The following is a 12,498-nucleotide window of genomic DNA, read 5'->3' as shown; positions in this document are numbered from 1 at the left end:
CCTGAGTCTGGAAACACGCCCAATAAAAAAGACAGCCAAGGCTGTCTTTTTTCACTGCTGGAGCGGAGTCAGTAGAAGATCCGCTCCCCTCGCTCGCTCATCTTGAGCCACACCGGCTTGGTGCTGGTCTTGTTCCAGATGCGGTGCAGGTAGCTGTAAAAACGGGCGCGATCGCGGCGAAACAGCATCACCGGGAAGGCGAGCAGACCCGCCATCAGGACGAAGATGCGGCGAAGGATTATCTGAGTCAGAGAGAAGGGATGAAACATGATATAACGCCTCACTGGTAAGACCACTGAACAAAGATTACTCCACAAGCTGTAGGATTACTACACCGCAATGGCCATTTTTTTGTAAAAAAATGGCTAAAAAGCCATAAAATGAAATTGGGTTACATTTTTTAACCAAAAAACAACAAGCGTGGCAAAAAGCGACGACTGGACCAGAGTTAACGGGGGGATGGGAACGACGGGGAGAGAAGAGGATGAGACTCGCGGATGTGGCGCTCCTGAGCGTGCTGGGACTGCTCGCCTGGAGCCAGTGGCAGGAGTGGCGGCTCAATCGCGCCGACGCCATCGACATCGCCTATCACGGCGTGCCCACCGTCAGCCTGTGGCAGTGCGCGATCCTGACCCAGCGCATGACCGCCCTGGCCGAGCACGGCGGTGAACTGGCGTTCAGGTTCCGGGGGGAGGCGCTGATCGAGATGGAACACCATCTGCACAAAGAGTGGCAACGACAGGGGTGCGATCGACTCGCCGAGCAGCCATGATCTTGGCGCACGGGATGTGCAATCTCTTGCTTCAGCTTGCCGCTGACTGGGAAAACAGGGGGAAGATGGAGGCACGTTCCGGAGTCGAACCGGACTAAACGGATTTGCAATCCGCTGCATAACCGCTTTGCTAACGCGCCATGCTGACAAGGCATTGCCTTGAGAGTGATATCCATCGTTGGTGCGATGGAGAATTGGAGCGGGAAACGAGACTCGAACTCGCGACCCCGACCTTGGCAAGGTCGTGCTCTACCAACTGAGCTATTCCCGCATGACTGCTTGCGTGCCAGTTGCCTGACAACGAGGCGCATTATACGTACCCCGAGCCCGGGCACAACCCTTTTTTATGACTTTGCGCGCTTTTTCGGAGCGTTTGCTCAGGCTTTGAACGCCTTGGTCGAAAATCCCGCCATTCCCTGTGACCCGGCGAGCGAATTTCAGATAAAGCCATTGAAATAGTTAGCCTTTAGTCAGAAACTCGTCGCGCTTAGTAACCGGATTCTCAATTGAAAATCGCGCGATGAAATGGATCTTCAGGCCTCGTGGGCTCAGACCCCAGCTGATGCTGGCTTTCTTCATGTTGGGCCTGGTGCCCTTCCTGGTCGTCACCCTGTTTTTCCTCTATAGCCACGGCAAGGATCTCACCACCCAGACCTCCAATCACCTGGTGTCGGTGCGCAACATCAAGAAGAGCCAGCTGGAAGACTACTTCGACAACCTCAGGGAGCAGATCATCAACTTCTCCCAGCAGGACTTTGCCGGCAACAGTATCGGCCGTTTCTACGGCTTCACCGGCGCCTTCGAAAAGCTCGGCACCACCCCCCAGGAGGCCCGCGCCCGCGCCCAGGCCCGCTATGTGCCCGGCTCCTGGGATCAGCTGCAAAAACCCGACAGCACCAGCGACATCGAGCCCTCCATCAGCGCCCTCATCCTGGCGGACGAGATGTATGGCCGGGTCCACCAGCGCTTCCACCGCGGCTATGCCGACATGGTGCGCAAGTCCAACTACAGCGACATCTTCCTGGTGGATCTCAACGGCGACGTGGTCTATTCGGTCACCAAGCACGCCAACTTCGCCACCAACCTGCTCTCCGGCCCCTATCAGACCAGCGGCCTTGGCAACACCTTCGCCAAGATCAAGCGCCGCCTCGACGGTGGCCAGAAGCCCCAGCAGATCTTCGAGTTCACCGATTTCGGCCGCAACGAGCTGACCGGCCAGGTGGTCGCCTATATGGCGGCCCCCGTGATGCAGTACGACTATGTGCGCGGCGTGGTGATCTTCGAGCTGCTGCCGGACAAGCTGAACCAGATCATGGCCGAGCGGGAGGGACTCGGCGAGACCGGCGAGACCATCCTCATCGGCCCGGACAAACGGATGCGCGCCAACGCCTCCCTGGCCCCCGAGTTCAGCGTGGAGAAGAGCTTCGGCCCCGACTTCCGGCCGCTGCAGACCCCGCTGGTCATCAAGGCGCTCTCCGGCGAGCAGGGGGTGGGCCCCTTCCTCTCCTACCACGATGACGAGGTGCTGGCCGCCTACACCCAGGTCAAGGTGTTCGACACCGAGTGGGCCTTCATCGCCGAGATCTCCACCCGCGAGGCCTATGCCCCCATACGCCAGCTGGAGACCCTGGTCATCGCCCTCGGGGCAGGCTCATTGCTGCTGCTGATCCTGTTCTCCCGCTGGCTCTCCCACTCCATCACGGCGCCCCTGCGATCCCTCACCGCTGCCGCCGAGCAGGTGGCCGACGGCGCCCTGGATCACCCCATCACCATACCACGCACCGACGACGACATAGACCGCCTCGCCCAGGCGTTTCGCCACATGCAGCGTTCGGTGAAGGACAAGATAGAGCTCATCGAACGCCAGACCCAGGAGCTGCAGCAGCAGGTCAAGCTGACCCACAAGCAGAACCTGAGCCTGCAGCAGGCGGACAAGCTCAAGGACGAGCTCCTGGCCAACACCTCCCACGAGCTGCGCACCCCCATCCACGGCATCAAGGGGATGGCCGAATCCATGCTCGCCAGCCAGCAGGATCTCACCGAGGGGCAACAGAAACAGCTCGGCCTCATCATCAAGAGCGCCGACGGCCTGGCCCGCCTGGTGGACGATCTGCTCGACTACCACCAGATGCGCTACGGCCAGCTGGAGATCCATCCCCAGCCGGTCTCCTCCAAGGGCGTCATCCGGCTGGTGCTGGATCTCTGCCAGCACCTAGTGCAGGCCAAGCCCCTCACCCTGGTGGACATCAGCCCCGCCGAGCTGCCGCCGGTGCTGGCGGACGAGCAGCGGCTCGAACAGGTGCTCTACAACCTGGTGGGCAACGCCATCAAGTACACGCCTCAGGGCAAGGTGGTGCTGAGCGCCCTGGTGGAGGGCAACTTCCTGCGCATCAGGGTGACTGACACCGGCATCGGCATAGCCCCGGATCATCTGGAGCACATCTTCGAGCCCCTGGTGCAGATGAGCCCTGAAGTGAGCAAGCAGGGGGCCGGCCTCGGCCTCTCCATCACCCGCCAGCTGGTGCACCTGATGGGGGGCGAACTGTTCGTGGAGAGCGAGCCGAGCGTTGGCTCCACCTTCGCCTTCACCCTGCCGCTCGCCAGCGGCAAGGCGGGCAGCCTGACCCTCGACAGCCGTCAGATAGAGCACCAGCTGGTGCGTCAGCAACCCCTCATCCTGCCGGACTGGGAGAGCGAGGATCTGCCCCCTCCCCCCGAGGGTGCGCCCCTCATCCTGGTGGTGGATGACGAGCCCATCAATCTGCACATACTGCGCCACCTGCTGCAGCCCTGTGGTTATCGCATCCTGCCCAGCAGCGACGGCCACGACGCCCTGGCCAAGCTGGCTCAGGAGCCGGTGGATCTCATCCTGCTTGACGTGATGATGCCCACCCTCTCCGGCTTCGACGTCTGCCGCCGCCTGCGCCAGCAGCACCCCAAGGACAAACTGCCGGTACTGCTGCTCACCGCCCTCAACCAGCCCAAGGAGATCGAGGAGGGCTTCAACGCCGGGGCCAATGACTATCTGGTGAAACCCTTCTGCAAGGAGGAGCTGTTCGCCCGGGTCAAGGCCCTGCTGGAGGCGATCGCCGGGCGCGCCTCCCTGGTGGAGAACCGATTGCTCAAGCAGGAGATAGAGCATCGGCTGGTGCTGCAGGAGCAGCTGCATCAGGATCAGGAGCGGCTGCTGGCCCTGCTCGGCGAGGGGGCCGACCCCATCGTCTTCATCGACGGTCAGGGCGTGGTGCTGTTCGCCTCCCGGGTGCTGGCACGGCGGCTGGGACAGGAGCCCGAGGCCATGGAGGGACTGCCGCTGGACGAGTGGCTGGCGGCGCCGCTGGTGCGCCAGTGGCCCGATCTGCACGCCCAGCCGGAGCGGCCGCTGGCGTTTCTGGTGGCCGGGCAGTTGGACGAGCTCAATGCCCGCGCCCTGCCCATCAACCTTGGGGGGCAGCACGCCTATGCGCTGACCCTCGGCACCGAGCAGCGGCCCGACGACAACCGGGTGATGGCGCTGGAGAACGCCCTCAAGAGCCTGTCGCGCCAGGCCATCATCGAGGATGGTCATCTGCTGGGGGAACTGAGCCGGCTCGGCGGCGAATTCAGATCGCTCGCCGACAACCTCATTCGCCAGCAGGATGACGAGCCCCTGCGCCGCGCCCTGGTGGACACCATGCGCCTCACCCTGGATGCCTGGCAGCAGAGCACCGGCAAGGGCAAGATAGTGCTGGCGGAGAAGAGCAAGCTGTGGCGGGTCTACATGGACAGATCCAGCCCCCAGACCCGCACCCTCGACAAGTACCTGAGCCTGGACACCCTGCCCAAGGCACCGCGCTGGAAGACGGTGGTGGCCAGCGCCGAATATGTGCTCAAGCAGTGCCCCCTGAACGAGGTGCAGCAGCAGAGCCTGCTCCAGAGCACCCAGCGCCTGCGCCAGCTCGCCAGCCGCAAGGGCTGATGAGCCGGCGCGATCTCGGATGGCGTTTATCCCGTTGACGGAATGAGCCTGAGACATGGAGCTGATGGCATGCCAGAAACAACACACCCGCGAATGACGCGGGTGTGTTGTTTTAGACATTGTGCCATAGAGGGGCAAAGAGGCTGCTCCGGCTGTGCGACTCAGCAAGCGGCCCGGCACATCCAAAACGAGGGCAGACAGCCTACTCCATATCAGCCTCCCCTCACCTATCCCACAAGGGCGCCGGCAACCCAAGTCCCATGGGAGCAGGCCTGTTCACTCAGGCCCATCCCCTTCCTGCTGGCTTATGACTTCAACTCTCGATTCACCTGGGCAAAGGACTTGGGCCAGGGCTCCGCCTTCTGCAGGGCTGGCGACAGCTGGCGAATGGCCGCCTGGGCCTGGCTCAGGCCGGCATACTCCCCCTTCAGCACCACGTACCAGGGGCTGCCGTGGAACCGGGTCTAATAGATCCACACCTGACCGACGAGTCGATTGACGCGCACGAACTGCGCGACGGCATCCAGACTGCTCGCGCCCATCAGCTGGATGCTGAGGTGGTTGATGTTCTTCTGGTGCAGGACGCTGGCGGGCGTCAGGCTGACCTTGCCGGACGCCTTGCCTTGCGGCGCGGGGGCCGGTTTGGACACCGATGTCGCTGCCGGCTTGGACACGGGCTCCGGGGCAGGCGTGGACACGGGCTCGGGGATCGCGGCAGGCTCGGCCGCAACCAGGGGCGCCGAGGGGGCGGCAGCCATTGGCGGCTCAGACGGCACGACCTCTTCGGCCACGATGGGCAGGGCGCCGCTGACCGGCGCATCCAGCATGGGGGTCAGCCTGCCGGCCGCACCGTCGGCCTGCCCCTTGATCGACTCGGACGCGGAAGGCAGGGGGAACCCGGTCTCAGCCGGTGGGCTCAACGTCGCTGCGACGCCACTGGCCCCATCCGGGCCAGCAGCAGACAGACTGGCCTCCGCCGGTGCAGGAGCGACCTCCCCCACCTCGGGCTCGTCCTTTCGGGCAGAAGGATCTGAATAACTCAGCACCAGGAAGCACAAGATGCCGGCGGCCAGACCGATCCCTGTCTGGCGAATGAGAGAGGCGGGGTGGCACTTGCGCAGATGGCATCCGGTCATATGTCCTCCTGGACGGCATGAGAATGGGGGGGCCGCCGGTGCGGCAGAAAGGCATCATGGCCGGCATCGGAACCGGCGGCTCCCGGCGGCTCATAGGGCAGGGGCAGGAAATGGATATCGCCCGTGAGAACAAGCCCTGGGAGTCACTCCGGGTCGCGCTCCTGGCGTCTCGGGCGGTCGACGGGCAGGCCTGCGCCGGCAGCCGCCTCGCTTGCCATTCGTTGCATCGCATCGGCGCTGAGCACCATACCGGGGTCGCGCTGAACTTGGCCTGAATCCTGTGCCCATCCAGGGGGCCAATTCGCCTCCTGACGCCTGTTTCCTCTGGTATTTACCCCGTGTCGCGCCGATGGGCGATACCACCATAGGCGCCCGGCAGGCCGACATGCCCGAGTCCCCCCCTGCAAACACGGTTGAGGCATCATGGCGTTCACCCAGTCGGCGCCATATGCCAAGGCCTCAGTCGTCTGTCTTTACAGTTTCAGCGTGTCAATGACGGCCCTCAGGGCTGGTGACACGTTGCGATGGGGGTAGTAAAGAAAGAGGCCATCCAGGCGGTGGCTGAAGCGCTGTAGCACCCGGATCAGGGTTCCGCGCTCCAACTCATCGGTGACCAGCTCCTCCGGCACATAGGCCAGCCCCAGCCCCCTTCTTGCCGCCGCCGCCTCCATGTAGCTGTCGGAGAAGACCCACTGCCCCCGGGGCCTGTGTCTGACGGGCTTGCCCTCCTGCCACAGCTCCCACGAATAGAGGCTGCCATCGGCAAACTGGTAGGCGATGCAGGGATGCCCCGCCAGATCGGCAGGTGCCTGCGGAAAACCGTACTGCAGAAAGTGATCCGGCGTCGCCACCATCACCATCTCCATGTCCGGGGTGATGCGCACGGCCACCATTCCCTCGTCCACCTCGCCCCCCAGCCGCACACCGGCATCGAAGCGCTCGTCGATGATGTTCACGAAGCGGTTCTCGCTGATGAGCTCCAGCCGAATGTCGGGATAACGTTGTCTGAAGAGGGCCAGCTTGGGCAGCAGCACCTTGTCGATGGCGTGCTGACTGGCGTTGATCCGCACCGTGCCTGACGGGGTGTCACGAAAGTGGGCGAGCGTGGCCAGCCCCGCATCCAGGGCCTGAAAGCTGCCCTGCGTCGTGCGGTACAGCTGCTCGCCGGCCTGGGTCAGCGACAGGCTGCGGGTCGTGCGCACCAACAGCTGAACCCCAAGCCTGGCTTCGAGCTCCCGGATGGTGCGGCTGACTCCCGACTGGGCCAGCCCCAGCCTGGCAGCCGCCCGGGTAAAACTGCCTTCCCGGGCAACCAGCATGAAGACGTGGAGATCGTTGTAATTCTCTCGGCTTGTCATCTTGGTTCCACTCCCCTTTCTCAGCCCGCAATGGTCCGTTCAGGGCCCAATGCACGCCCAGATTAATAACAAATACGCATTAATTTTATCAAAAATCCCGGCCTAATCATCACGAATTGTTCTAACTAGAATGCTGCCGTGGGTCACGCCACCACCTCCCTGATGCCAGGGATCGGGAATCTGTTTTCAAGGAGCCTTGCCATGAATGTTCTTCCCAAGAAACTGAGCACCATCGCGTCCGCCCTGTTGCTGGGCGCCGCATTGACCGGAGCATCCGCCATGAGCCACGCACAAACCACCGACCCTACCGAGCCCGTCTCCATGGTGACACTGTGGGACAAGACCTTTGCCCAGAGCGACAAGGTCGATCATCGCAAGGTGACCTTCAAGAACCGCTACGGCCTCACCCTGGTCGCCGACCTCTACCTGCCGAAGAACCGGGGGGATGGCAAGCTGGCGGCCATTGCCGTGAGCGGCCCCTTCGGCGCGGTGAAGGAGCAATCGAGCGGCCTCTATGCCCAGACCCTGGCCGAGCAAGGTTTCATCACCCTGGCGTTTGACCCCTCCTTTACCGGCGAGAGCGGCGGCCAACCGCGGGATGTGGCCTCGCCCGACATCAACACCGAGGATTTCAGCGCCGCCGTCGATTTCCTCGGCCTGCAAAAGGAAGTCGACCGCAACCGCATCGGCATCATAGGCATCTGTGGTTGGGGCGGCATGGCCCTCAATGCGACCGCTGTGGACAAGCGGGTCAAGGCCGTGGTTGCCAGTACCATGTACGACATGACCCGCGTCATGTCCAAGGGCTACAACGACAGCATGATCCTTGCGCAACGAACCGAGATACTGGAGCAACTGAGCCAGCAGCGTTGGCAGGATGCGGCAAACGGCGCGCCAGCCTACCAAGCCGCTTACAACACGCTCAAGGGGGGCGAGGCGCAGTTTCTGGTGGACTATCACGACTACTACATGACCAAGCGCGGCTATCACGCGAGGGCGGTCAACTCCGGTCACGCATGGACACAGACCACCCCCCTCTCGTTTATGAATATGCCGCTCTTGAGTTACATCAAGGAGATCTCGCCACGTCCGCTGCTGCTGATCCACGGCGAGAAGGCCCATTCGCGCTACTTCAGCGAGACGGCTTACGCGGCAGCCAATGAGCCCAAGGAGCTGTACATCGTCAAAGGTGCCAGCCACGTCGATCTCTACGATCGGGTGGACCAGATCCCATTTGACAGGATTGAACAGTTCTTCAAGACCAACCTGAAGTGAATGCCGAAAACACGGCGGCCCCGTTTCGCCGTGTTTTCTCATCGATGACGGCGCCGCGCCCATGTCGGGAGACGAATGATGATCAGAGGCAAGTTCCCCTGTGCGATAGCCCTGCTCCTGGCGGTCACCTGCGCATCGGCCGCCAACCGGAGTACAAGAGAGATGAACATCAAGATCACCATCGCCGGCCAGCTCATCACGGCCACCCTGGAAGAGAGTGACAGCGCCCGGGACTTTTTCGCCATGCTCCCCCTGACATTGCCGTTCGAGGACTATGCCGAGACCGAAAAGATTGCCTATCTACCGCGCCAATTGACCACCCTGGGTGCGCCCAAGGGCATGGACCCGGACGTGGGGGATATCAGCTATTACGCCCCCTGGGGCAATCTGGCGATCTTCTATCGGGACTTTGGCTATTGAACCGGGCTCATCAAGCTGGGACGCATTGAATCGGGTCTGGATGCCTTGACCACCCTGCCCTCTGGCACCCTCACCATCGACGCCGTCAAATGACGCGCCCCCCTTCATCATCAGGTCGTGAAATAAAGGCGCACCATGCCGCTGTCGAAACCGCTCTAGGGGGGCACTAGAATGCCTACGGCCGGGTCACGAATGATGACTCGCTCTTTCAGCCGCCTTGCGGCTGTTTTTTGTCTCGGTCAGAGGGAGGAGGGGCAAACCCGGAGGGGGCATGTGCAGGCGACCAGCACGGGCAGATTCACCGGGCCAAGGCCGGCACCACGCCATGCGGGAGGGCCGCACCACGACAGGTGCATAAACAAAAAACCCAACCTGTTGTACAGATTGGGTTTGATGAATGGCGGAGAGACAGGGATTCGAACCCTGGGTGGCATTGCTGCCACAATTGATTTCGAGTCAATCCCGTTCGGCCACTCCGGCATCTCTCCGCGGGCCCTCATATTGACTCAACCCCGGCTGGGAAATCAACGTAAATCTCGTTGCAGATCAGACGACTGGCGATAAAACCGCCATCTCGCGACCCCGTGCGCGCCTCGGATGCCTCCAAGGCTTAACGGAGGGCCAGCCCAACCATGCCAGAAGCTGTCACCAGGCGGGACGGGGGCATAATGACCCCTTTCCCGGCGACGAGGAGCCTTTGTGCCGAAAACCGGCTCAACCTGCCGCCATCCAGGCAGGAAGGACCTGGGCTGACGCTGGTAATCCCCGAACGATTGGTTGACAATCGCTGCTCATTTTTTGGGAGGGACGCGCATCCCTCACCCACAGTCGATAGGAAAAACCATGTTGCACACACGTATCGTCTCACTGCTGCTGGCCGCCGCCAGCCTCTGGGCCGCGCCGGTCTGGTCCAAAACCTATCCCCTGCCGCCAGCCAACAGCCGTCTCATCGGCGAGCTGGAGGACTACATAGTACAACCGGGCGATCATCTGGAGCTGGTTGGCAAGCATACCCAGATCGGCTTTCTGGCGCTGCTCGAGGCCAATCCTGGTGTCGATCCCTATCTGCCCACCCCAGGTACCCGGCTGACCCTGCCCACCCAGATGCTGCTGCCCGACGTGCCGCGGGAGGGCATCGTCATCAACCTGCCGGAGCTGCGGCTCTATTACTTCCCCAAGGACAAGGCGGAGGTGATGGTGCTGCCCATCGGCATCGGGGACATCGGGCGCGAGACGCCGGAGATGACCACCACCGTCATCGCGAAAAACCCGAACCCGACCTGGGTACCCGGCCCCATGGTGCGCAAGTCCTGGCTGGAGCAGAAGGGCATCGACCTGCCCGCCGTGGTCCCCCCGGGCCCGGACAATCCCCTCGGCAAGTTCGCCATGCGCCTCGGCTATGGCAACAGGGACTACCTCATTCACGGCACCAACAAGGACTTCGGGGTCGGCCTGCGAGTCAGCGCCGGCTGCATCCGGCTGCGCCCGGACGACATCGAGACCCTGTTCGGCCTGGTCCCCGTCGGCACCCAGGTGCGGGTGATCAATCAGCCGGTCAAGATGGCGGTGGAACCCGATGGCCGCCGCTGGCTGGAGGTCCACTCCCCCCTCTCCCGCACCGAAGCGGAGATGGCCGACGGTGCGCCTCTGGTGCTCTCCCCCGAGGCCGAGCAATTCATCGCCGACCCTGAGATAGACAATGCCAGGGTGACGGCCCTGCTCGACAGCCGGAACGGCCTGCCGGCGCCCGTGAGCGGCTGAGGCCAGGGCGATGATGAACAGGATGCGATACGCACTTTGCCTGCTGCTTCTGCTGCCGGGCTCCGCCGCCATGGCCGACATCCTCTGGATGCACAACGGCGATCGCCTGACCGGGACCATAGAGGAGATCACGGACGAGCAGATCCGCATCAAGCCCGCCTACAGCCAGGCCATGACTGTCCAGCGTCAGGCCATCAAGCGCTGGCGCCTGGACAAGCAGGAGAAGCCCAGGCCCCTGACCAAGACGGGGATCCCCCTGCTGGATTCCCCTGACGACGCCCATGCCTGGCTGCTGACCGGGACCGGAGATCTGAACATCAAGTTGAAAGAGAGCGACAAGAAGACCAACAACGTCAATCTCAAGGTCTCCACCGAGCTTGCCAATCTGGACTGGCGTTACAGCCTGGATGGCGAATACATCTACGAGACGGCGAACAACATCACCGACAGCCACGAATACAAGCTCAAGCCCAAGCTCGACTTCTTCTTCGACGACCACTGGTTCCTGCGCTCTTCCGTCGACATCGATTACAACATGATCGATGCCGGCTATCTGGAGATTGACTATGCTTCCGGCCCCGGCTACCGCTTCTGGAATGACAGGCAACGCCGGCTGGAGATCATCAGCCAGCTCGGCCTGGAGCGGGCCTATTTCAGGCCGGAGGTGTGGAGCAACTCAGACCTGTTTGACGACAGGATCATCAATTACCCCTTCGTCAGCCTGGGTTGGGACTACCGGCAGCCCTTGGCACTCTGGGAAGAGAAGTTCGAGCTGTTTGGCAAGGGCAGTTATGAAAAATTCGTCGATCAACCCTCCCCCTACCTGACCAGAAAACAGTCCATCAGCGGCAGCCTGGGGCTCAGGTACTACTTCAACGACCACCTGCGCCTCTCCTGGTCCAGCGAGCTGGACTGGGACGATGCCTGGCTCGACTACCACGACGTCCAGCTGGACTTGAGCGAGAAGGAGTGGCGCCACCTCATCACCCTGGGCGCGAGCTTCTAGCCCGGAAACGACGCAGGCCCACCGAAGTGGGCCTGCGTTCATCGCCGCGAGCGGGCGTCAGAAGTAGATCCGGGTTACCGACTCGATGACGCAGCCAGGGCGGCGGATCCCTTCGATCTCTATCTTGATCTCCTTGAGCAGCTCTATCCCGCCCTTGATGGGAGTGACGCGCGACAGCCTGGTGCGCGCACGGATGTTGCTGTCCACCTTGATGGGATAGGGAAAGCGAACCTGCTCCAGGCCGAAGTTCACCACCATGCGGGCGGTCGGGAACTCAGGGGTCGCCTCATCCACCGAACCGGTCAGCTGCGGCAGCAGGGCCAGGGTCAGGAAGCCGTGGGCTATGGTGGTCTTGAACGGCGACTCGGCCGCCGCGCGCTCGGGGTCGGTGTGGATCCATTGATGATCACCGGTCACGGCCGCGAACTGATCGATCAGCCCCTGGGTAATAGACAGCCATTCGCCGACGTGGGTCTCCTCCCCGATGCGGGTCTGCAGCGCCGCATAGAGTGCGGCGGCTTCCCCCTCGAGTTCGACGACGGGATCCTGCGTCATGGCAGGCTGGCCGTTCGCCACCTGCGACACCCTGGCGGAGTCCTGCTGCCGGGCGTTCTGGGACTCCCCCTGCAGATCCAGCACTCGCCCCAGCAAGGGGTGAAGGTGTGCCTTTTGCTGAAACTCACGCCAGTAGTCGCGGATAGCCGGGGAGAGCCAATCCTTGAGCTCAAAGGGGTGTTGCGCCAGGATTTCGCGCTTGTGCTTCAGAAAATCGACAACTTTCATTTACCGATCCCTATTCGATTAACAGCCTG

At 62.4% G+C, this 12,498-nt stretch carries 10 protein-coding genes, 3 tRNA genes and 1 pseudogene; 6 read left to right on the top strand and 8 right to left on the bottom strand.

What is annotated here, in order from left to right; all coding sequences use genetic code 11:
- Positions 1–68: 68 nt before the first annotated feature.
- Positions 69–269 (bottom strand): YbfA family protein, encoded by a 201-nt coding sequence (locus AB5Y72_RS08550; RefSeq protein WP_039039323.1) that lies wholly within the window; start codon positions 267–269, stop codon positions 69–71.
- Between the two features lie 215 nt (positions 270–484).
- Between AB5Y72_RS08550 and AB5Y72_RS08545 the strand changes: the two genes are divergently transcribed.
- Positions 485–772: a hypothetical protein gene (locus AB5Y72_RS08545; protein ID WP_042074377.1), complete on the top strand. Its 288-nt coding sequence runs from the start codon at positions 485–487 to the stop codon at positions 770–772.
- 66 nt (positions 773–838) lie between these two features.
- On the opposite strand, the gene AB5Y72_RS08540 is transcribed toward AB5Y72_RS08545, so the two are convergent.
- Positions 839–912: transfer RNA gene (locus tag AB5Y72_RS08540), tRNA-Cys, on the bottom strand.
- Positions 913–967: 55 nt separating this feature from the next.
- Positions 968–1,043, bottom strand: a tRNA-Gly gene (locus AB5Y72_RS08535).
- 249 nt (positions 1,044–1,292) lie between these two features.
- Between AB5Y72_RS08535 and AB5Y72_RS08530 the strand changes: the two genes are divergently transcribed.
- Positions 1,293–4,730 carry an ATP-binding protein gene (locus AB5Y72_RS08530; protein ID WP_368198866.1) on the top strand — a complete coding sequence of 1,146 codons (3,438 nt, stop codon included), beginning with the start codon at positions 1,293–1,295 and terminating at the stop codon, positions 4,728–4,730.
- A gap of 305 nt (positions 4,731–5,035) precedes the next feature.
- Here the strand turns inward: AB5Y72_RS08530 and AB5Y72_RS08525 are convergent.
- The 3 genes and pseudogenes from AB5Y72_RS08525 to AB5Y72_RS08515 form a co-directional block, all read right to left on the bottom strand.
- Positions 5,036–5,173: pseudogene (locus AB5Y72_RS08525) on the bottom strand (hypothetical protein); the annotation flags it as partial.
- 21 nt (positions 5,174–5,194) lie between these two features.
- A complete protein-coding gene (locus tag AB5Y72_RS08520) occupies positions 5,195–5,866 on the bottom strand; it encodes a hypothetical protein (RefSeq protein WP_368198864.1) in 672 nt (223 codons plus the stop codon).
- A gap of 473 nt (positions 5,867–6,339) precedes the next feature.
- Positions 6,340–7,224 carry a LysR family transcriptional regulator gene (locus AB5Y72_RS08515; RefSeq protein WP_325781953.1) on the bottom strand — a complete coding sequence of 295 codons (885 nt, stop codon included), beginning with the start codon at positions 7,222–7,224 and terminating at the stop codon, positions 6,340–6,342.
- A 201-nt stretch (positions 7,225–7,425) separates the two neighbouring features.
- Between AB5Y72_RS08515 and AB5Y72_RS08510 the strand changes: the two genes are divergently transcribed.
- Positions 7,426–8,499 carry an alpha/beta hydrolase gene (locus AB5Y72_RS08510; RefSeq protein WP_325781952.1) on the top strand — a complete coding sequence of 358 codons (1,074 nt, stop codon included), beginning with the start codon at positions 7,426–7,428 and terminating at the stop codon, positions 8,497–8,499.
- A 75-nt stretch (positions 8,500–8,574) separates the two neighbouring features.
- Positions 8,575–8,919 carry a cyclophilin-like fold protein gene (locus AB5Y72_RS08505; RefSeq protein WP_368198863.1) on the top strand — a complete coding sequence of 115 codons (345 nt, stop codon included), beginning with the start codon at positions 8,575–8,577 and terminating at the stop codon, positions 8,917–8,919.
- A gap of 398 nt (positions 8,920–9,317) precedes the next feature.
- Here AB5Y72_RS08505 and AB5Y72_RS08500 read toward each other — a convergent pair.
- Positions 9,318–9,407 (bottom strand) — tRNA-Ser (locus tag AB5Y72_RS08500).
- A gap of 355 nt (positions 9,408–9,762) precedes the next feature.
- On the opposite strand from AB5Y72_RS08500, the gene AB5Y72_RS08495 reads away from it, so the two are divergent.
- Both AB5Y72_RS08495 and AB5Y72_RS08490 read left to right on the top strand, forming a co-directional pair.
- On the top strand, positions 9,763–10,680 hold the full coding sequence (locus AB5Y72_RS08495; protein ID WP_042074371.1) for a L,D-transpeptidase family protein: 918 nt from the start codon (positions 9,763–9,765) through the stop codon (positions 10,678–10,680).
- A 22-nt stretch (positions 10,681–10,702) separates the two neighbouring features.
- Positions 10,703–11,686 (top strand): DUF481 domain-containing protein, encoded by a 984-nt coding sequence (locus AB5Y72_RS08490; protein ID WP_368198861.1) that lies wholly within the window; start codon positions 10,703–10,705, stop codon positions 11,684–11,686.
- A gap of 57 nt (positions 11,687–11,743) precedes the next feature.
- On the opposite strand, the gene AB5Y72_RS08485 is transcribed toward AB5Y72_RS08490, so the two are convergent.
- Positions 11,744–12,469 carry a MaoC family dehydratase gene (locus AB5Y72_RS08485; RefSeq protein ID WP_042074368.1) on the bottom strand — a complete coding sequence of 242 codons (726 nt, stop codon included), beginning with the start codon at positions 12,467–12,469 and terminating at the stop codon, positions 11,744–11,746.
- Positions 12,470–12,498: the final 29 nt, after the last annotated feature.

The organism is Aeromonas sp. R7-4 (genome assembly GCF_040908055.1).
GTDB lineage: Bacteria > Pseudomonadota > Gammaproteobacteria > Enterobacterales > Aeromonadaceae > Aeromonas > Aeromonas sanarellii.
Note: the sequence above shows the minus strand (reverse complement) of the source record. Positions and strands in the feature narration are given on the sequence as shown.

Coding starts and splice junctions, on each gene's coding strand:
- AB5Y72_RS08495 (WP_042074371.1), top strand. CDS start 9,763: ATGTTGCACACACGTATCGTCTCACTGCTGCTGGCCGCCGCCAGCCTC.
- AB5Y72_RS08550 (WP_039039323.1), bottom strand. CDS start 269: ATGTTTCATCCCTTCTCTCTGACTCAGATAATCCTTCGCCGCATCTTC.
- AB5Y72_RS08510 (WP_325781952.1), top strand. CDS start 7,426: ATGAATGTTCTTCCCAAGAAACTGAGCACCATCGCGTCCGCCCTGTTG.
- AB5Y72_RS08490 (WP_368198861.1), top strand. CDS start 10,703: ATGCGATACGCACTTTGCCTGCTGCTTCTGCTGCCGGGCTCCGCCGCC.
- AB5Y72_RS08530 (WP_368198866.1), top strand. CDS start 1,293: ATGAAATGGATCTTCAGGCCTCGTGGGCTCAGACCCCAGCTGATGCTG.
- AB5Y72_RS08485 (WP_042074368.1), bottom strand. CDS start 12,469: ATGAAAGTTGTCGATTTTCTGAAGCACAAGCGCGAAATCCTGGCGCAA.
- AB5Y72_RS08520 (WP_368198864.1), bottom strand. CDS start 5,866: ATGACCGGATGCCATCTGCGCAAGTGCCACCCCGCCTCTCTCATTCGC.
- AB5Y72_RS08515 (WP_325781953.1), bottom strand. CDS start 7,224: ATGACAAGCCGAGAGAATTACAACGATCTCCACGTCTTCATGCTGGTT.
- AB5Y72_RS08505 (WP_368198863.1), top strand. CDS start 8,575: ATGATGATCAGAGGCAAGTTCCCCTGTGCGATAGCCCTGCTCCTGGCG.
- AB5Y72_RS08545 (WP_042074377.1), top strand. CDS start 485: ATGAGACTCGCGGATGTGGCGCTCCTGAGCGTGCTGGGACTGCTCGCC.